We start from the raw sequence: 19,832 nt of genomic DNA, 5'->3' as shown, positions 1-19,832 counted from the left end.
GCGATGGTGCGTCGATTGGATGATCTTCAGGAAATGGAGCAGATGGAGCTCAATCGTCTGGATGTGTCCGACGAAAAGGTCAAAGACTCGATCAACTCCGTTCTGCGCCACATCGAAAAAGAGATCGCTGAAACGCACAAAGCGATCAAGAAACACATCGATGATGATCCGGACATGCGCCAGATGCGCGACTTGATCGTGACCATCGACGGTATCGGGCAGAAAACCCTTGAGCGGCTGCTGGCCGAGCTGGGCGACCTGCGCAAATACGACGACCCTCGCAAACTGGTCGCTGCTGCAGGGTTGAACCCTAAGCTGCAGGAGTCAGGAAAACTCAAAGGCAGAACAATTATTTCGAGGGTCGGCTCGGCTCGCGTTCGGGCGGGTCTGTACATGCCAGGCCTGGTAGCGCTGAGGCACAACGAGGCGATCATCGCCATGAAGGAACGCTTGAAGGCCAATGGCAAAGCCCCCAAACAGATCATCTGTGCAGCCATGCGCAAGTTGTTGCACTTCGTCTACGGAGTGCTCAAATCGGGCCAACCATTTGACCCGAAATTGGCACTTGCCCGGTGAGGGGCAAGACGGTATCTACAGGAGTGTGTTTCGGACGGGATAAAAAAGGCGCCCCGAAGGGCGCCAAAAAATTCACCTCTGACCAAAGGAGCAAGGAGCTTCTAAAGGTGAATGGTGTTGCTCGGGAAACTCAGAGAATCGCCAGCGGGTATTCGACGATCACGCGCACTTCATCCAGGTCCGACTCGAATGCCGTGGCGCGAGTGGTGGCCTGGCGCAGACGCAGCGACAGGTCTTTCATCGAACCGCTCTGCACCACGTATTTGACTTCCACATCACGCTCCCAGCGTTTCTGGTCGGTCAGCGGATTGCCCTCGGCATCGCGGCGCATGTACACGGCGTTGGCGTTGGAATAGTCGGCGTCGGTGCCGCGTGCGTAACGGGTCATGAACGACAGACCGGGTACGCCGTAAGCGGTCATGTCGAGGTCATAGCGCACCATCCACGAACGTTCTTTCGGCGAGTTGAAGTCGCTGTACTGGATCGAGTTGTCGAGAAAGATCGAGTCGGACTGGCGCAGGTAATCGAAGTCGTCGTTGCCGTTGTTGCGCTGGTGGGAGAGGGCAACGGAGTGCGCACCGAGTTTCACCCCGACGCGGCCGCTCCAGATGTTGTTGTCGAACTCGCCGAGCAGTTGCTTGCCTTCGTCGACCGCCTTGTAATAGTTCAGGCCGCCGAACAGCGACAGGTCGTCCGCCAGCGGATAGGTCCAAGCGGTGCCGGCGTAATACTGATTCCAGGCATCCTTGAGGCGACTGGAGTACAGGCTGAAACTGAGGTTCTTGTTCAGCACGTAGTCGCCCCCGCCATAAGCGATCCACGGCGAATTGACCGGGCCGGCGTAGAACGTGGCGAAATTTTCGCGCATGTCGCTGGACACCGGTTGGCTCATCGCATGCAAACGACCGCCCTGAATCGACAGACCGTCGATACTGGTGTTGGTCGCCGTCACACCGCGAAAGCTTTCCGGCAGCAGGCGCGAATCACCTGCGGCTACCACCGGGTTGGCCGGGAACACATCACCGACCTTGACCAAGGTATCGAAGGCCCGCACTTTGGCGGCGCCACCGACCTTGGTGTACTCATCCCGCGCCTGGCCGTCACGGTTGACCGGCAACACATCGAACGAACTGCGCCCGCCGTTGCGGCCATCACCGGTGTCGAGTTTCAAACCGATCATGGCAAACGCATCCACCCCGACCCCGACGGTCCCTTGGGTGAAACCGGATTCGAACTTGCTGATCACGGCATGCGACCAGGCTTCGGAATAACCGTTGCCGGTCGGGCTGGACTGGCCGTTGCGATGATCACGATTGAAGTAGAAGTTGCGGTTGAGCACGGTCAGGCTGCTGCCTTCGACAAAACCCTCGGGCTTGTCTTCTGCAAACACCATGGACGGCCCGGCGCCGACTACCACCGCTAAAGCGGCCATCGACATTTTTGTATTGTTAACCATCAAACACTCCTTGGGTTCGGCAGAACGGGAACGTGCGTCGGCGTGGTTTTATTGTTCGGCGGGGCAGGGCCCGCCGGCATTGGTCGCCGGGTCACATCGTTGCAGGCTGCGGATAACGCCAAGGTGATGGGGGAATTACAATTTCGTCATGTGGTTATATGGATTGAGTGAACGCCACATAAACCTGTGGGAGCGAGCCTGCTCGCGAAAGCGGAGTGTCAGGCACTGAAGATGGGGATGTGCCGACGCCTTCGTCGGAACGCCGCCCGGATCAGGCTCGCTCCCACAGTGGGTTGAGTGAGTCTGATAGATCACATGAGAGCAGATGTAGCTTTTTATCGTTCGAAGGTATCCAGCAAACCGTGTGATAGAGAGGCATCAGTTTCGGCGGGAAGTATGAGTTTGCCCTTCGTGTCGCCGATCCGTTTTACACGCGTCTTCTTCAAGGTAATTTTGCCTTGGCGTTCTTCGGCTATCGCATCAAGGCCATCCATCAACTCTGAAAAAATATCCCGCTTCATGGTTCGTGGATCTCCACTTGATAGGTGATCCTCAAATTTAACCGCAACTACCTTCTGCAGAATGTCAGCCATTGCTCACCACTTTGCAGGCAAATTCCTAGAAAGGGGAGAGTGTTATAAGTCAAAAGATCGCAGCCTTCGGCAGCTCCTACAGACCGCATACCATCCCAATGTAGGAGCTGCCGAAGGCTGCGATCTTTTGATGTTGATTCCCGCAAAAACAAAAACGGCACCCGAAGGTGCCGTTTCCGTTTCCAGCCAGCCGAGCAATCAGCCTGCCAGACCCGCCTGCTGAACCAGCGTCAGCAATGGCTGCGGGTACACACCGAGGAAGAACGCAACCACGGCGATAGCCAGCAGCATTACACCGCCTGCTTTCTGTTCCCAGTGCAGCTGGGCGTCGTGGCGGCGCAGGTTCGGTTCGATCAGGTACAGGGTGACCATCACACGCAGGTAGTAGAACACGCCGATGGCGCTGCCCAGTACCAGGGAACCGACCAGCCACCATTGGTGCGACTCGACACCGGTGGCGATGATGTAGAACTTGCCGATGAAGCCGGCAGTCAGCGGGATACCGGCCAGGGACAGCATCATCACGGTCAGTACAGCGGTCAGGTACGGACGGCGCCAGAACAGGCCGCGGTACTCGTACAGCGCATCGGCGTCGCGACCGTTGTACGGCGAGGACATCAAGGTGATCACGCCGAACGCGCCGAGGCTGGTGATCACATAAGTCACCAGATACACGCCGATGGCTTCCACCGCCAGACCCTTGCTCGCCACCAGCGCGATCAGCAGGTAGCCGAAATGTGCGATGGACGAGTAACCGAGCAGACGCTTGAGGTTGCTTTGGGTCAGGGCCAGCAGGTTACCGAACAGGATCGAGGCGATGGCGATGACGGTCAGTACGTCGCTCAGCACGCCACTGCTCGCGGCAGGGGAGATCTGGAACAGACGCACCATCACCGCGAACACGGCAACCTTCGACGCCGTGGCGAGGAACGCGGCCACCGGCGCCGGAGCACCTTCGTACACGTCCGGCGTCCACAGGTGGAACGGTACCAGCGACAGCTTGAACGCCAGACCGATCAGCATCATGCCCAGACCCAACTGAGCCAGCGAGCTCGGCAGGTTGGTGGTAGCCAGTGCCTGACCGATACCGTTGAAGCTCAGGGTGCCGGCATCAGCGTAGAGCAGGGCCATACCGAACAGCAGGAACGCGGAACCGGCGGCCGACAGCACCATGTACTTGATGCCGGCTTCCAGCGAACGCTTGTTGAAGAAGGCGTAAGCCACCAGACCGTAGACCGGTACCGACAGCAGTTCCAGACCGATGAACAAACCGGCCAGGTGCTGCGCGCTGACCAGAACCAGACCACCGGCGGCGGCCATCAGGATCAGCAGGTACAGTTCTTCACGGTTGCCCGGGTAACCCGAGCCGCCATCGCCGAGGTAGGCATGGGCGAGGGTTACACAGGCGAGGGTGGCGACCAGGATCAGCGCCATGTACAGACAGGCGAAGGTGTCGACTTGCAGCAATGGCGTCACGGCCAGAGGCGCGACTTTCAGGGCTGGCAGGATCGACAGCAAGGCCAGATTCAGACCGGCGACCGAAATCAGGAAGGTCTGCGAGTGGTTGCGGCGCCAGGCGATTGCCAGCATCACCACGATAATGGTGAGGCTGGTGATCAACAGTGGCGCAAGCGCAATAAAGTGTTGAATCGTGAATTCCATAGCGCTCTTACCGGGCCGAAGCGAGTTGAGTGAAGGCGGTGCCGAGCCACTGCTGCACGCCATGCATCGTGGCGGCGGAAGTGTCGAGGAACGGTTGCGGGTAGACGCCGAGGTAAATCAGCAGCGCCGCAAGGCCCAGCACCATGGTCAGTTCGCGACCGTCCATGCCGTGCAGGATCGAATCCGATTTCGACGGACCGAAGTAGGCACGGTGGATCATGATCAGCGAGTAGACCGAGCCGAACACCAGACCGGAGGTGGCAATCGCGGTGATCCATGGCGCACTGGCGAACGTACCGATCAGGATCAGGAACTCGCCGACGAAGTTACCGGTACCCGGCAGACCCAGAGAGGCGGCGGCAAAGAACAGGCTGATCGCCGGCAGATAAGCGATACGCGACCACAGACCGCCCATCTCACGCATGTCACGGGTGTGCAGACGCTCGTACAGCTGACCGCTGAGGATAAACAGTGCTGCCGCCGACAGACCGTGCGCCAGCATCTGGATCACTGCGCCTTGCAGCGCCAGTTGGCTGCCGGAGTAGATGCCGATCAACACGAAGCCCATGTGGGAAACGGAAGAGAAGGCGATCAGACGCTTGATGTCGGTTTGCGCGAACGCGAGGAACGCACCGTAGAAGATCCCGATCAGACCGAGGGTCATGGCGATCGGCGCGAACTCGGCCGAGGCATTCGGGAACAGCGGCAGGGCAAAACGCAGCAGGCCGTAGGCCGCGGTTTTCAGCAGGATACCGGCGAGGTCGACGGAACCGGCAGTCGGCGCCTGGGCATGCGCATCAGGCAACCACGAGTGAAACGGTACGACTGGCAGCTTGACCGCGAAGGCGATGAAGAAGCCGAGCATCAGGATGTACTCGGTGGTCATCGACATCTTGGTCTTCAACAGGTCGGCGTAGTTGAAGGTAATCACGCCGGTGTTGTTGAAGTTGACCAGCACCAGACCGAGGATCGCCACCAGCATGATCAGGCCGGAAGCCTGAGTGAAGATGAAGAACTTGGTCGCCGCGTAGATCCGGGTTTTCTTGCCATCCGAAGAACTGTGACCCCAGAGCGCGATGAGGAAGTACATCGGCACCAGCATCATTTCCCAGAAGAAGAAGAACATGAACAGGTCGAGGGCGAGGAACACGCCGACAACGCCGCCCAGGATCCACATCAGGTTCAGGTGGAAGAAGCCAACGTGACGTTGAATCTCTTTCCACGAGCAGAGTACCGAGAGGATACCCAGCAGGCCGGTCAGCAGGATCATCAACAGCGACAGACCGTCGAGGGCCAGGTGCACGTTGATGCCGAAGCGCTGGATCCAGACGTGCTTGAACTCGAGCGCCCAGGTCGGATCGGCGCCAGGCGCCGGTGCAAATGAGTAGTCACCGTGGGCCCACAGCCAGAGGCCGAGGGCGAGTTCCAGGGTCATGGTCAACAGCGCAATCCAGCGGGGGAGGGTAGCGCCGAAGCGCTCACCCATCCAGCACAGCAGGCCGCCGATGAAGGGGATCAGGATTAGCCAAGGCAGAATCATGACGGGCTCGTTTCCTTTCGCAAATTCGCAAGGTTCATATCAGACCGCTACCAGCACGATGGCGCCGATCACCAGCACGGCACCAGCAGCCATCGAGGCGGCATACCAACGCAGTTGACCGGTCTCGGTGCGGCTCAGGGCGGTGTGACCGCCTTTGGCCATACGCGGGATCAGACCGATGGTCTGGTCGAGCGGGTCTCTGCGCAGTACATGGCTGATCGCAAGGTACGGCTTGACGAACAGTTTGTCGTAGATCCAGTCGAAGCCCCAGGCAGCGAACCACCAGGCCGAAAGGAAACGGCCGATGCCGCTGTTGGCGATCGCGGTCACGAAGCGACGCTTGCCGAGGAACAGCAGGGCCGCCAGCAGGATACCGGCCAGAGCGATGGCGCCCGAGGCGATTTCCAGACTGTGCTTGGCTTCGCCACCGGCATGGCCGACGCTTTCCGGCAGTACGCCGTGCAGCGGCGGTACGATCATCGCGCCGACGAACGTCGACAGTACGATCAGCACCGACAGTGGCAGCCAGTGAGCGATGCCGTGACCGGCGTGGGCTTCGGTCTTGGCTTCACCGTGGAACGTGATGAAGATCAGGCGGAAGGTGTACAGCGACGTCATGAACGCGCCGACCAGACCTGCGTAGAGCAGACCGTGGTTGCCGCTGGCGAACGCTTCCCAAAGGATTTCGTCCTTGGAGTAGAAGCCTGCGGTGACCAGCGGCAGGGCGGCCAGTGCAGCACCACCGACGATGAAGCTGGCGTAGGCCAGTGGCAGTTTTTTCCACAGACCGCCCATCTTGAAGATGTTCTGCTCGTGGTGGCAGGCAACGATCACCGCACCGGAAGCAAGGAACAGCAGGGCCTTGAAGAAGGCGTGGGTCATCAGGTGGAAAATCGCGCCATCCCAGGCACCCACGCCCAGCGCCAGGAACATGTAGCCGATCTGGCTCATGGTCGAGTAGGCGAGGATACGTTTGATGTCGGTCTGTACCAGGGCGGCGAAACCTGCCAGCACCAGGGTCACACCACCGACGATGCCGACCAGGTGCAGGATTTCCGGCGCCAGGGTGAACAGGCCGTGGGTACGGGCGATCAGGTAGACACCCGCCGTCACCATGGTCGCAGCGTGGATCAGTGCCGACACCGGGGTCGGACCGGCCATCGCGTCCGCGAGCCAGGTTTGCAGTGGCAGTTGCGCCGATTTACCGACCGCACCACCCAGCAGCATCAGGGTCGCCAGGGTGATCCAGAAGTCGCCGGCCTGGAATTTCTGCGGTGCCAGCACCAGCAGTTCCTGGATGTTCAGCGTGCCCACTTGCTGGAACAGGATGAACAGGCCGATGGCCATGAACACGTCGCCGATCCGGGTCACGATGAAGGCCTTGAGTGCGGCGTTACCGTTGTTGCGGTTGCTGTAGTAGAAACCGATCAACAGGTATGAGCACAGGCCCACGCCTTCCCAGCCGAAGTACAGGAACAACAGGTTATCGCCGAGCACCAGGAACAGCATGCTGGCGATAAACAGGTTGGTGTACGAGAAGAAGCGCGAGTAACCCGCTTCGCCGCGCATGTACCAGGACGCGAACAGGTGGATCAGGAAACCCACGCCCACCACCACGCCGAGCATGGTGATCGACAGGCCGTCGATGTAGAGGGCGAAGTCAGGCTTGAAACCTTCGACCGCCATCCACTTCCACAGCACCAGCGTGTAGTGACCGCCCTCGGGAGGCGCGACGTTGAATTGCCAGATGACGTAGGCGGCGACAATCGCCGACAAGCCAATGGAACCCACGCCGATCAGCGCCGAGAGGTTTTCCGACCAGCGTCCACGGGAGAACGACAGCAGCAGGAAACCGATCAGAGGGAATACAAAAGTCAGAAAGATTAGGTTCATCCGCGCATCTCACTGGCAGCGTCGATATCGAGCGTGTGGAAGCGGCGATACAGTTGCAGCAGGATCGCCAGGCCAATACTGGCTTCGGCGGCTGCCAGGCTGATCACCAGAATGAACATGATCTGTCCATCCGGTTGCGCCCAGCGGGCGCCGGCAACGATGAAAGCCAGGGCAGAGGCGTTCATCATCACTTCCAGACTCATCAACACGAACAAAATGTTGCGGCGGACCATCAGGCCGACCAGACCAAGGCAGAACAGGATGCCGGCAACGGCCAATCCATGCTCGAGAGGGATAGCAGGCATGTCTTACTCCTTCGCCTCGTTACGGCCCAAATGGAACGCCGTGACGGCTGCGGCGAGCAGCAGCATCGAGGCGAGTTCGACCACCAGCAGATACGGACCGAACAGGCTGACGCCCACGGCTTTCGCATCGACGGTGGTGTGGCCGATGGCCTGACCGCTCTGGTGAGCGAACAGCACATACAGCAGTTCGGCCAGCAGCAGGGCGGCGAGAATCACCGGGCCTGCCCAGATGCCGGGTTTGAGCCAGCTGCGTTCCTGCTGAACCGAGGCGGGACCCAGGTTCAGCATCATCACCACGAACACGAACAGCACCATGATGGCGCCGGCGTAGGCGATCACTTCCAGCACGCCGGCGAACGGTGCGCCGAGTGCGAAGAAGGTCATGGCCACGGCGATCAACGAGATGATCAGGTAGAGCAGGGCGTGCACAGGGTTGGTGTTGGTGACCACACGTAGCGTGGACACAACCGCGATACCCGATGCGAAATAGAAAGCGAATTCCATCGTTCTTCCTTAAGGCAGCAAGCTCTTCACGTTGATCGGTTCGGCTTCGTTCTGCGCGGAGCCTTTTGGCTTGCCAGCGATTGCCATACCTGCAACACGATAGAAGTTGTAATCAGGGTTTTTGCCGGGGCCGGAGATCAAAAGATCTTCTTTCTCGTACACCAGGTCCTGACGTTTGAACTCGGCCATCTCGAAATCCGGGGTCAGCTGGATCGCGGTGGTCGGACAGGCTTCCTCGCAGAGACCGCAGAAAATGCAGCGCGAGAAGTTGATACGGAAGAAGTCCGGGTACCAGCGACCGTCTTCGGTTTCAGCTTTCTGCAGCGAGATGCAACCTACCGGGCAAGCCACGGCGCACAGGTTGCAGGCTACGCAACGTTCTTCGCCATCGGGGTCACGGGTCAGGACGATGCGACCACGGTAGCGTGGTGGCAGGTAGACCGGCTCTTCCGGGTATTGCAGGGTGTCGCGCTTGCGAAAGCCATGGCCGAAGACCATGACCAGGCTGCGCAACTGGGTACCGGTACCCTTAACGATGTCGCCAATATATTTGAACATGGGTCAAATCCTCACTGAACCGCAACCGCAGGTGTGTTCCACAACACAACCGCAGCGGTTATCAGCAAATTGATCAGGGTCAGTGGCAGGCAGAATTTCCAGCTGAAATCCATCACCTGGTCATAACGCGGACGCGGGATGGAAGCGCGCAGCAGGATGAACAGCATGATGAAGAACGCGGTCTTCAGTGCGAACCAGACGAAGGACAGTTGCGGCAGGATGCCGAACGGACCGTGCCAGCCACCGAAGAACAGGGTGACCAGCAGCGCCGAGATCAGGATGATGCCGATGTATTCACCGACGAAGAACATGCCCCATTTCATACCGGCGTATTCAATGTGGTAACCGTCGGCCAGTTCCTGTTCCGCTTCCGGCTGGTCGAACGGGTGACGGTGAGTCACGGCGACGCCAGCGATGAAGAAAGTACAGAAGCCGAAGAACTGCGGAATGATGAACCACAGGTTCTGCGCCTGGTACTCGACGATGTCGCGCATGTTGAACGAGCCGACCTGCACCACGATGCCCATCAGGGCCAGGCCCATGAACACTTCGTAGGACACGGTCTGCGCCGAGGCACGCAAGCTGCCGAGCAGGGCGAACTTGTTGTTGCTCGACCAGCCGGCGAACAGCACCGCGTAGACCGACAGACCGGCCATGGCGAAGAAGAACAGCAGGCCGATGTTCAGATCCGCCACGCCCCAGGTCGGGGTGATCGGGATGATCGCGAACGCGATCAGCAGGGCGGACATGGCGACCACCGGTGCCAGGGTGAAGATCACCTTGTCGGCAAACGGCGGGGTCCAGTCTTCCTTGAAGAACATCTTCAGCATGTCGGCGGCGATCTGGAACATGCCGAACGGGCCAACGCGGTTCGGACCGTAACGGTCCTGCCACCAGCCCAGCAGGCGACGTTCGACAAAGCTGAGCAACGCGCCGGCGACCACAACGGCCAGCAGAATCACGATGGCTTTGATGACCGTCAGGATCACATCGATCACTTCAGGGGTGAACCAGGTCATTGCGCTGCCTCCTGCAGACCGTCGACGGACACGCCGGCGAATGCCGGTGGAATGCCGGCGATGCCCGCAGGCAAGGCCACCAGACCAGCGCCCAGTTCTTCATTGATGCGCAGCGGCAGACGCAGGGTCTGGCCGGCCACGTTCAGGCTCAGCAGAGCACCGTCGTTGACGCCCAGGCGATCCGCTTCGGATTTGGCCAGCGCCACGTACGGAGCCGGGATGCGTTCTTGTACCGGCGCGGCTTTCGACGAGTTTTCGTCGCTGCCGAACAGGTGGTAGAACGGCACGGCCTGCCAGGTGCCCGGCGCCGGGTTGAATGCGCGCGGAGCGGCAGCGAACCAGTTCAGCGAATCACCGGTGCTTTCGATCAGGCGGGTGCCCGGGTCGCCAGCACGCAGGTGACCACCGACTTCGTCCTGGAACTTGTTCCAGGCTTGCGGCGAGTTCCAGCCCGGCGACCAGGCGAATGGCACCTGCTGACGCGGTTCGGCCGAGCCCGAGTAACCTTCCATGGAGAAGGCGAACGCGGTGTCTTTGTCTTGCGGGGTGCGCGGTTCGTGAACGCTGATGTCGGCGCGCATCGCGGTGCGACCGGAATAACGCAGCGGCTCACGCGCCAGTTTCAGACCCTTGATGCGGAACGCGGCAGACGGCGCGGCATCGACGATACGCGCCAGTTGCTCGGTGCTCGACGCCACGGCAGCGGTGACGTGGTCGAGTTGCGTCCAGTCGATCGGCTGGTTCAGCAAAGTCGAGCGCAGGGCGTGCAGCCAGCGCCAGCCTTCGTGAACCAGGATGCTCGCATCCATGTATTGCGGATCGAAAACCTGGAAGAAGCGCTGTGCGCGGCCTTCCTGGCTGACCAGCGTACCGTCGCCTTCAGCGAAGCTCGCCGCTGGCAGCACCAGTTGCGCGCGATCGGTGGTGGCGGTTTTCTGGTGGTCGGCAACGATCACTACTTTCGCAGCGTTCAGCGCGGCATCGACCTTGGCTTTCGAGGTGCGGGTGTACAGATCGTTTTCCAGCACGACGATGGCGTCGGCCTTGCCGTCGATCACGGCTTGCAGCGCCGCGTCGACCGATTCGCCACCGAGCATGGCCAGGCCGAGGCTGTTGGCTTCCGGCACGATCAGGCTGATCGAACCGTTCTTCTCGCGCAGCTTCAGGGCTTTGGCGATGTTCGCCGCCGCTTCGATCAATGCTTTGGAACCCAGCGAAGTACCGGCGATGATCAGCGGGCGCTTGGCCGCGAGCAGGGCGTCGGCGATGCGCTTGGCCAGTTCCAGTGCTTCCGCGTCCAGACCTTCAACGGCCGGTGCGCTGGCATCCAGTGCGTGGGCCACAGCGAAGCCGATGCGCGCCAGATCGTCCGGAGCGGCGTGAACGCATTCTTCGGCGATGTCGTCGAGCTTGGTTTCGGCCAGGCTGGCGATGAACAGCGGGTTCAGTTCGTGCTGACCGATGTTCTTCACTGCAGCGTCGAGCCACGGCTGCACGCGCATGGCTTCGGCCATGTCTTCGGCCTTGCCCTTGACCGACTGACGCAAGGCCAGCGCCATACGGGCGGCGGTCTGGGTCAGGTCTTCACCAAGGACGAACACAGCGTCGTGGTCTTCGATGTCGCGCATGTTCGGCACGGGCAACGGGCTGTCTTTGAGCACTTGCAGGACCAGGCGGATGCGCTCCAGTTCGGAGGCTTCGATACCGGAGTAGAAGTGCTCGGCGCCGACCAGCTCGCGCAGCGCGTAGTTGCTTTCGAGGCTGGCACGCGGCGAACCGATACCGACGATGTTGCGCCCGCGCAGCAGATCAGCGGCTTTATCCAGCGCAGCGTCGACGCTAAGCTTGGTGCCGTCGGCCAGCAGCGGCTGACGTGGACGGTCGGTGCGGTTGACGTAGCCATAACCGAAACGGCCACGGTCGCACAGGAAGTACTGGTTCACCGAACCGTTGAAACGGTTTTCGATGCGACGCAGTTCGCCGTAACGCTCGCCCGGGGAGATGTTGCAACCGCTGGAGCAGCCATGGCAGATGCTCGGCGAGAACTGCATGTCCCATTTGCGGTTGTAGCGCTCGGAGTGCGTCTTGTCGGTGAACACACCGGTCGGGCAAACCTCGGTGAGGTTGCCGGAGAACTCGCTTTCCAGCGTGCCGTCTTCAACGCGACCGAAGTACACGTTGTCGTGGGCGCCGAACACACCGAGGTCGGTGCCGCCGGCGTAGTCCTTGTAGAAACGCACGCAGCGGTAGCAAGCGATGCAGCGGTTCATTTCGTGGGAAATGAACGGGCCCAGTTGCTGGTTCTGGTGGGTGCGTTTGGTGAAGCGATAACGGCGCTCGTTGTGGCCGGTCATCACCGTCATGTCTTGCAGGTGGCAGTGACCGCCTTCCTCGCACACAGGGCAGTCGTGCGGGTGGTTGGTCATCAGCCATTCGACAACGCTGGCGCGGAACGCCTTGGATTCTTCATCGTCGATGGAGATCCAGGTGTTGTCGGTGGCAGGCGTCATGCAGGACATGACGATGCGACCACGGGTGTCGTTCTCGTCGGTGTACTGCTTGACTGCGCACTGGCGGCAGGCCCCGACGCTACCAAGCGCGGGGTGCCAGCAGAAATAAGGGATGTCGAGGCCCAGCGACAGACATGCCTGTAACAGGTTGTCTGCCCCGTCGACTTCGAGCGCTTTGCCGTCTACGTGGATAGTGGCCATGGTTCAAAGGTCTTCGTTGGCCCGGTGTCAGCGGGCGTGGCTAATGGAATCTTGTTATCCGTCCGAATCCAGTCAGCCCCGAAAGGCGTCATCGGACGAAAGGCGAAGGGCACGGACCCTTCGCCTTTTTAAGCGTTTACGCGCCGATTACGATCGGCCTTGCCAGAGGCGGGACGGCGGCGCTTGCAGGCGCGATACCGGCTTCGAACTCTGGACGGAAGTATTTGATGGCACTGCCCAGCGGCTCCACGGCACCCGGTGCGTGAGCACAGAAGGTCTTGCCTGGGCCGAGGAAACCGACCAGACCCAACAGGGTCTCGATGTCGCCCGGCTGACCACGGCCTTCTTCGATGGCCATCAAGAGCTTGACGCTCCATGGCAGGCCATCACGGCACGGGGTGCAGAAGCCGCAGGATTCACGGGCGAAGAACTGCTCCATGTTGCGCAGCAGGGAAACCATGTTGACGCTGTCGTCCACCGCCATCGCCAGGCCGGTACCCATCCGGGTGCCCACTTTGGCGATGCCGCCGGCGTACATTTGTGCGTCGAGGTGTTCTGGCAACAGGAAACCGGTACCGGCGCCACCTGGCTGCCAGGCCTTGAGCTTGTAACCGTCGCGCATGCCGCCGGCGTAGTCTTCGAACAGCTCGCGGCCGGTAACGCCGAACGGCAGTTCCCACAGGCCAGGGTTCTTGACCTTGCCGGAGAAGCCCATGAGCTTGGTGCCCATGTCTTCACTGCCTTCGCGGGCCAACGATTTGTACCAGTCAACGCCGTCGGCAATGATCGCCGGCACGTTGCACAGGGTTTCGACGTTGTTCACGCAGGTCGGCTTGCCCCACACGCCGACAGCGGCAGGGAAGGGCGGCTTGGAGCGCGGGTTGGCGCGGCGGCCTTCGAGGGAGTTGATCAGTGCGGTTTCTTCACCGCAGATGTAACGCCCGGCGCCGGTGTGGACGAACAGTTCGAAGTCGAAACCGCTGCCCAGAATGTTTTTACCCAGCAGGCCTGCAGCCTTGGCTTCTTCCACGGCACGGTTGAGGTGCTTGGCGGCGGTGGTGTACTCGCCACGCAGGAAGATGTAGCCACGGTAGGTTTTCAGTGCGCGGGCACTGATCAGCATGCCTTCGATCAGCAGATGGGGCAGTTGCTCCATCAGCATGCGGTCTTTCCAGGTGTTCGGCTCCATCTCGTCCGCGTTGCACAGCAGGTAGCGGATGTTGATGGATTCGTCCTTGGGCATCAGGCCCCACTTCACGCCAGTGGGGAAGCCTGCACCGCCGCGACCTTTGAGGCCGGCGTCTTTCACGGTCTGGACGATGTCGTCCTGGGCCATGTCGGCGAAGGCTTTGCGCGCAGCGGCGTAACCGTTCTTGGCCTGGTATTCGTCGAGCCATACGGCTTCGCCGTCGTCACGCAGGCGCCAGGTCAGCGGGTGAGTCTCGGCCGAACGCTTGATGCGGTTGGCAGGACCGAAAGATGTCAGGGTCATACGTAGCCCTCGAGCAGTTTGGCCACGCCGGCAGGCTGTACGTCGCCAAAGGTGTCGTCGTCGATCATCAGCGCCGGTGCCTTGTCGCAGTTGCCGAGGCAGCAGACCGGCAGCAGGGTGAAACGACCGTCGGCGGTGGTCTGACCCAGGCCGATGCCCAGATTGTTCTGGATCTCGCTGACCACCGACTCGTGGCCGCCGATGTAGCAGACCATGCTGTCGCAGACGCGAATGATGTGGCGGCCGACCGGCTGACGGAAGATCTGGCTGTAGAACGTCGCCACGCCTTCAACGTCGCTGGCCGGGATGCCGAGGATCTCGCCGATCGCGTACAGGGCGCCATCCGGCACCCAGCCGCGTTCTTTCTGAACGATCTTCAGGGCTTCGATCGACGCCGCGCGCGGGTCTTCGTAGTGATGCAGCTCGTGCTCGATGGCCGAGCGCTCGGTTTCACTCAAGGTGAAACGGTCTGTCTGGATAAGCGTGCTGTTCATGCTTAGCGGTCCACGTCGGCCATAACGAAGTCGATACTACCCAGGTACGCAATCAAGTCCGCGACCATGCTGCCTTTGATCACCGAAGGGATCTGTTGCAGATGCGCGAAGCTCGGAGTACGGATCCGGGTACGGTAGCTCATGGTGCCGCCGTCGCTCGTCAGGTAATAACTGTTGATGCCCTTGGTCGCTTCGATCATCTGGAAGGATTCGTTGGCCGGCATGACCGGGCCCCACGAAACCTGCAGGAAGTGCGTGATCAGGGTTTCGATGTGCTGCAGCGTGCGCTCTTTCGGCGGCGGCGTGGTCAGCGGGTGATCCGCCTTGTACGGGCCTTCCGGCATGTTGCGCAGGCACTGATCGATGATCTTGACGCTCTGGCGCATCTCTTCGACGCGCACCATGCAGCGGTCGTAGGCATCGCCGTTGGCGGCCAGCGGCACTTCGAACTCGAAGTTCTCGTAGCCGGAGTATGGACGCGCTTTACGCAGGTCGAAGTCGCAACCGGTGGAACGCAGGCCGGCACCGGTGACGCCCCATTCCAGCGCCTCTTTGGTGTTGTACTGGGCAACGCCGATGGTACGACCCTTGAGAATGCTGTTCTGCAGGGCGGCCTTGGTGTATTCGTCGAGGCGCTTTGGCAGCCATTCAACGAAGTCTTTCACCAGTTTTTCCCAGCCGCGTGGCAGGTCGTGGGCGACGCCGCCGATGCGGTACCAGGCCGGGTGCAGACGGAAACCGGTGATGGCTTCGATCACCGTGTACGCCTTCTGGCGGTCGGTGAAGGTGAAGAACACCGGAGTCATGGCGCCGACGTCCTGGATGTAGGTACCCAGGAACAGCAGGTGGCTGGTGATCCGGAAGAACTCGGCCATCATGATGCGGATGACGTCGACCTTCTCCGGCACCTTGATACCGGCCAGCTTCTCGACCGAGAGCACGTACGGCAGGTTGTTCATCACGCCGCCGAGGTAGTCGATACGGTCGGTGTACGGGATGAAACTGTGCCAGGACTGACGCTCGGCCATCTTCTCGGCGCCACGGTGGTGGTAACCGATGTCCGGCACGCAGTCGACGATCTCTTCACCGTCCAACTGCAGAATGATGCGGAACGCACCGTGCGCCGAAGGGTGGTTCGGACCCAGGTTGAGGAACATGTAGTCCTCGTTGGCCCCGGAACGCTTCATGCCCCAGTCTTCAGGACGGAAGCGCGCGGCTTCTTCCTCAAGCTGTTGCTTGGCGAGGTTGAGGCTGAACGGATCGAATTCGGTGGCGCGCGCCGGGAAGTCCTTGCGCAGCGGGTGACCTTCCCAGGTCGGCGGCATCATGATGCGCGACAGGTGCGGGTGGCCTTTGAAGTCGATGCCGTACATGTCCCAGACTTCACGCTCGTACCAGTTGGCGTTCGGCCAGATGCTGGTGACGGTCGGCAAGCTCAGGTCGCTTTCGGACAAGGCGACTTTGATCATCACGTCACTATTACGCTCAAGCGACATGAGGTGATAGAACACGGTGAAGTCGGCGCCCGATGGCAGCCCTTGACGCTTGGTGCGCAGACGCTCGTCCACGCCGTGCAGGTCATAGAGCATGACGTACGGCTTGGGCAGGTTGCGCAGGAAGGTCAGGACTTCGACGAGTCTGGCGCGCGCCACCCACAGCACCGGCATGCCGGTGCGGGTCGACTGAGCGGTGAACGCTTCGGCGCCAAAACGGTTGTTCAATTCGACGACCACATCCTGGTCGTCTGCCTTATAAGGCGGGATGTACAGAGCGCTGCCTGTAGTCATGGTTATTTTTTCGCTTTCGGTCAACGTAAAGAATGAAGCCAGCTTCTCGTTTCTTTGAAACAGACTGGATCAGACTTCGTCAGGGCTGCGCAGGTTGGTGACTGCGATTCGCTGTTCGCGGCGCTGTTCCTTTTGCGAAGGCATGTCGGCGCGATAAACGCCTTGGTCGCCAACGACCCAGGAAAGCGGACGACGCTCCTGTCCAATCGATTCCTGCAACAGCATCAAGCCTTGAAGGAATGCTTCTGGACGAGGCGGGCAGCCAGGTACGTAGACGTCCACGGGCAGGAACTTGTCCACCCCTTGAACCACGGAGTAGATGTCGTACATGCCACCGGAGTTGGCGCACGAACCCATGGAGATCACCCACTTCGGTTCGAGCATCTGCTCGTAGAGACGCTGAATGATCGGCGCCATCTTGATGAAGCAGGTACCGGCGATAACCATGAAGTCGGCCTGACGCGGTGATGCCCGGATAACTTCGGCGCCAAAGCGCGCGATGTCGTGGGGCGCCGTGAAGGCGGTGGTCATTTCCACGTAGCAGCACGAAAGGCCGAAGTTGTACGGCCACAGGGAGTTTTTACGCCCCCAGTTGACCGCGCCACTCAGCACGTCTTCGAGCTTGCCCATGAAAATGTTTTTGTGGACTTGATCCTCTAACGGATCGGAAACGGTTTCCCGTTCGCCGATCGGATATTGCTCGTTAGGAGCATCGGGGTCGATTCTGGTGAGATTGTATTGCATTGCCAAAGCCTCATTGTTTCAGCTTCGCCTGCCGCTTGCGACGAGCTTCCGGAGCCCAGTCAAGGGCGCCCACTCGGAACAGGTAGACAAGACCTGCCAACAGAATTGCTATGAAAACGAGAGCTTCGACGAATCCGGTCCAGCCGCTTTCGCGGACGGACACAGACCATGCAAAGAGAAAGAGGGCTTCGATATCGAAGATCACGAACAGCATCGCGACCAGATAGAATTTGGCTGAGAGCCGCAAGCGGGCGCCACCTGTAGGTAGCATGCCGGACTCGAACGGTTCGTTTTTGCTGCGGCCCCAGGCTTTTGACCCGAGGAGGCTGGAGACGCCAAGCATGAAGGCACACAGGCCGACGACACCCAGAAGGAAAATGGCAAAGCCCCAGTTGTGGGCCATGAGTCCTGTCGCTTCGGGCATGCTGGTAATCCTTAACAGAGAGCAAAGGTCTCTGAGCTTGATAAAGAAATAGGCAGTGACGATATGTCGCAGCAATCAATCGCGCTGATTTTATGGCTAAACACCCGGCAAGTAAAATTCCTATAGCGAAATTATTTATTGGAATAAGGACATAGCGAACCTCCGATGCCCTGCAGGCCATGCGTTGCGGGCATTAGCCGGGATTCTGCCAATTATGTTTTGTAGGAAATGTAACGAACATAGTTGTCGCTAAATGATAATTAATATCGTTTGGGGTGGTTTTGTAACTGTTTAGCGGTGCAGTAAACAGAAAGTTGTCTTATATGCCTGTTACTGCAAGTAGCGGTGGCGAGCGTTTTAGCTGATTTTTGTGACGTCTATACCGCTCTGGGTCAATGTTTTGTCTCGCGGGCTGAAGGACGAAACCTGTGGGAGCGAGCCTGCTCGCGAATGCGGTGGGTCAGTCGCCGCATGTGCAGGCTGACAATACGCTTTCGCGAGCAGGCTCGCTCCCACAAGGGTCGTTGAAGGATCTACCCTTTGTAGGAGCTGCCGCAGGCTGCGATCTTTTGACTTTGCTTTTTAAAGACAAGATCAAAAGATCGCAGCCTTCGGCAGCTCCTACCGGGCGGGCGGAGAAATCTGCGGGCAAAAAAACGCCCCGAACCAGTCGGGGCGTCAGTCTTGCGGCTTTGCGGTTAGCTTTTTATACGATCCGCAAAGGCCGTTTGCTCAGCGAAGTCGAATCAGTGGAACTGTTCTTCTTCGGTCGAACCGGTCAGCGCGGTCACCGAGGACGTGCCGCCCTGAATCACGGTAGTCATGTCGTCGAAGTAGCCGGTGCCCACTTCCTGCTGGTGAGCCACGAAGGTGTAGCCCTTGGCGGCGTCAGCGAATTCCTGCTCCTGCAGCTTCACGTAGGCAGTCATGTCGTTGCGGGCGTAGTCGTGCGCCAGGTTGAACATGCTGTGCCACATGTTGTGAATGCCGGCCAGGGTGATGAACTGGTGCTTGTAGCCCATGGCGGACAGTTCGCGCTGGAACTTGGCGATGGTCGCGTCGTCCAGGTTTTTCTTCCAGTTGAAGGAAGGCGAGCAGTTGTACGACAGGATCTGGTCCGGGTATTCCTTTTTGATCGCTTCGGCGAAGCGACGGGCTTCTTCCAGGTCCGGCTTGGCGGTTTCGCACCAGATCAGGTCGGCGTACGGTGCGTAGGCCAGGCCACGGGCGATTGCCTGGTCCAGACCGGCGCGAACCTTGTAGAAACCTTCCTGGGTGCGGGTGCCAGTCACGAACGGCTGGTCGTACGGGTCGCAGTCGGAAGTCAGCAGGTCGGCAGCGTTGGCGTCGGTACGGGCCAGGATGATGGTCGGTACACCGGCAACGTCGGCAGCCAGACGAGCAGCGGTCAGCTTCTGTACGGCTTCCTGGGTTGGAACCAGCACCTTGCCGCCCATGTGGCCGCACTTTTTCACGGAAGCCAACTGGTCTTCGAAGTGCACGCCGGCGGCGCCTGCTTCGATCATGCTCTTCATCAGTTCGTAGGCGTTCAGTACGCCGCCGAAACCGGCTTCGGCGTCAGCCACGATTGGCGCGAAGTAGTCGATGTAGCCTTCGTCGCCCGGGTTCTTGCCGGCTTTCCACTGGATCTGGTCAGCGCGACGGAACGAGTTGTTGATGCGCTTGACCACGGTTGGCACCGAGTCCACCGGGTACAGCGACTGGTCCGGGTACATCGATTCTGCGGAGTTGTTGTCTGCAGCCACCTGCCAGCCCGACAGGTAGATCGCCTGGATACCGGCCTTGACCTGCTGAACAGCCTGGCCACCGGTGAGGGCGCCCATGCAGTTGACGAAATCTTTCTCTGGGCGGAAGGACGGCTTGGCACCCTGGGTCACCAGGTTCCACAGCTTCTCGGCGCCCATTTTTGCAAAGGTGTGCTCAGGTTGAACCGAGCCACGCAGACGGACGACGTCAGCAGCGGAGTAAGTGCGAGTCACGCCTTTCCAGCGCGGGTTTTCAGCCCAGTCTTTTTCAAGGGCTGCAATTTGCTGTTCGCGTGTCAGTGCCATGG

16 protein-coding genes and 1 pseudogene are annotated in these 19,832 nt (G+C 60.1%); 1 reads left to right on the top strand and 16 read right to left on the bottom strand.

What is annotated here, in order from left to right:
* Positions 1-576, top strand: a 576-nt coding sequence (locus ACTJKS_RS26295; protein ID WP_440828800.1) for a transposase, incomplete at its 5' end; no start/stop codon positions are given.
* 130 nt (positions 577-706) lie between these two features.
* Here the strand turns inward: ACTJKS_RS26295 and ACTJKS_RS26290 are convergent.
* The 16 genes and pseudogenes from ACTJKS_RS26290 to aceA all read right to left on the bottom strand — a co-directional run bounded on the left by ACTJKS_RS26290 (position 707) and on the right by aceA (position 19,830).
* A complete protein-coding gene (locus tag ACTJKS_RS26290; protein WP_108182329.1) occupies positions 707-2,032 on the bottom strand; it encodes an OprD family porin in 1,326 nt (441 codons plus the stop codon).
* Positions 2,033-2,457: 425 nt separating this feature from the next.
* Positions 2,458-2,553, bottom strand: a pseudogene (locus tag ACTJKS_RS26285) (transcriptional regulator); the annotation flags it as partial.
* A 270-nt stretch (positions 2,554-2,823) separates the two neighbouring features.
* Positions 2,824-4,287, bottom strand: coding sequence for an NADH-quinone oxidoreductase subunit NuoN (gene nuoN / locus ACTJKS_RS26280; protein WP_095666947.1), 1,464 nt, complete (start codon positions 4,285-4,287; stop codon positions 2,824-2,826).
* A 7-nt stretch (positions 4,288-4,294) separates the two neighbouring features.
* The gene (gene nuoM / locus ACTJKS_RS26275) at positions 4,295-5,827 is read right to left on the bottom strand and encodes an NADH-quinone oxidoreductase subunit M (protein WP_027614661.1); all 1,533 of its coding nucleotides are present in this window, start codon (positions 5,825-5,827) and stop codon (positions 4,295-4,297) included.
* A gap of 39 nt (positions 5,828-5,866) precedes the next feature.
* Entirely contained in the window at positions 5,867-7,720 is a 1,854-nt protein-coding gene (gene nuoL / locus ACTJKS_RS26270) for an NADH-quinone oxidoreductase subunit L (RefSeq protein ID WP_095666946.1), read from the bottom strand.
* The gene (nuoK, locus tag ACTJKS_RS26265) at positions 7,717-8,025 is read right to left on the bottom strand and encodes an NADH-quinone oxidoreductase subunit NuoK (RefSeq protein ID WP_003180046.1); all 309 of its coding nucleotides are present in this window, start codon (positions 8,023-8,025) and stop codon (positions 7,717-7,719) included. The genes nuoL and nuoK overlap by 4 nt, the downstream gene beginning before the upstream one ends.
* Positions 8,026-8,028: 3 nt before the next feature.
* Positions 8,029-8,529, bottom strand: coding sequence for an NADH-quinone oxidoreductase subunit J (gene nuoJ / locus ACTJKS_RS26260; protein ID WP_041073216.1), 501 nt, complete (start codon positions 8,527-8,529; stop codon positions 8,029-8,031).
* A gap of 9 nt (positions 8,530-8,538) precedes the next feature.
* Complete coding sequence (gene nuoI, locus ACTJKS_RS26255) at positions 8,539-9,087, bottom strand: NADH-quinone oxidoreductase subunit NuoI (protein ID WP_003223795.1); 549 nt, start codon at positions 9,085-9,087, stop codon at positions 8,539-8,541.
* Between the two features lie 11 nt (positions 9,088-9,098).
* Positions 9,099-10,106, bottom strand: coding sequence for an NADH-quinone oxidoreductase subunit NuoH (nuoH, locus tag ACTJKS_RS26250; protein WP_007964859.1), 1,008 nt, complete (start codon positions 10,104-10,106; stop codon positions 9,099-9,101).
* Positions 10,103-12,817, bottom strand: coding sequence for an NADH-quinone oxidoreductase subunit NuoG (gene nuoG / locus ACTJKS_RS26245; protein ID WP_108182330.1), 2,715 nt, complete (start codon positions 12,815-12,817; stop codon positions 10,103-10,105). Before nuoG ends, nuoH begins: the two co-directional genes overlap by 4 nt.
* Positions 12,818-12,953: 136 nt before the next feature.
* Entirely contained in the window at positions 12,954-14,309 is a 1,356-nt protein-coding gene (gene nuoF, locus ACTJKS_RS26240; protein ID WP_041073222.1) for an NADH-quinone oxidoreductase subunit NuoF, read from the bottom strand.
* Positions 14,306-14,803, bottom strand: a complete 498-nt coding sequence (nuoE, locus tag ACTJKS_RS26235; RefSeq protein WP_003223804.1) for an NADH-quinone oxidoreductase subunit NuoE — start codon at positions 14,801-14,803, stop codon at positions 14,306-14,308. Before nuoE ends, nuoF begins: the two co-directional genes overlap by 4 nt.
* Positions 14,804-14,805: 2 nt before the next feature.
* Positions 14,806-16,590, bottom strand: coding sequence for an NADH-quinone oxidoreductase subunit C/D (gene nuoC, locus ACTJKS_RS26230; protein ID WP_041073225.1), 1,785 nt, complete (start codon positions 16,588-16,590; stop codon positions 14,806-14,808).
* Positions 16,591-16,659: 69 nt separating this feature from the next.
* Positions 16,660-17,334, bottom strand: a complete 675-nt coding sequence (locus ACTJKS_RS26225) for a NuoB/complex I 20 kDa subunit family protein (protein WP_003223809.1) — start codon at positions 17,332-17,334, stop codon at positions 16,660-16,662.
* A gap of 10 nt (positions 17,335-17,344) precedes the next feature.
* Positions 17,345-17,758: an NADH-quinone oxidoreductase subunit A gene (locus ACTJKS_RS26220; RefSeq protein WP_003223812.1), complete on the bottom strand. Its 414-nt coding sequence runs from the start codon at positions 17,756-17,758 to the stop codon at positions 17,345-17,347.
* A gap of 746 nt (positions 17,759-18,504) precedes the next feature.
* Positions 18,505-19,830 (bottom strand): isocitrate lyase, encoded by a 1,326-nt coding sequence (gene aceA, locus ACTJKS_RS26215; RefSeq protein WP_041073228.1) that lies wholly within the window; start codon positions 19,828-19,830, stop codon positions 18,505-18,507.
* Positions 19,831-19,832 lie beyond the last annotated feature (2 nt).

This window comes from Pseudomonas sp. 22189 (assembly GCF_052045635.1).
Lineage (GTDB): Bacteria > Pseudomonadota > Gammaproteobacteria > Pseudomonadales > Pseudomonadaceae > Aquipseudomonas > Aquipseudomonas parakoreensis.
This window is presented reverse-complemented; position numbering and strand designations above follow the sequence as displayed.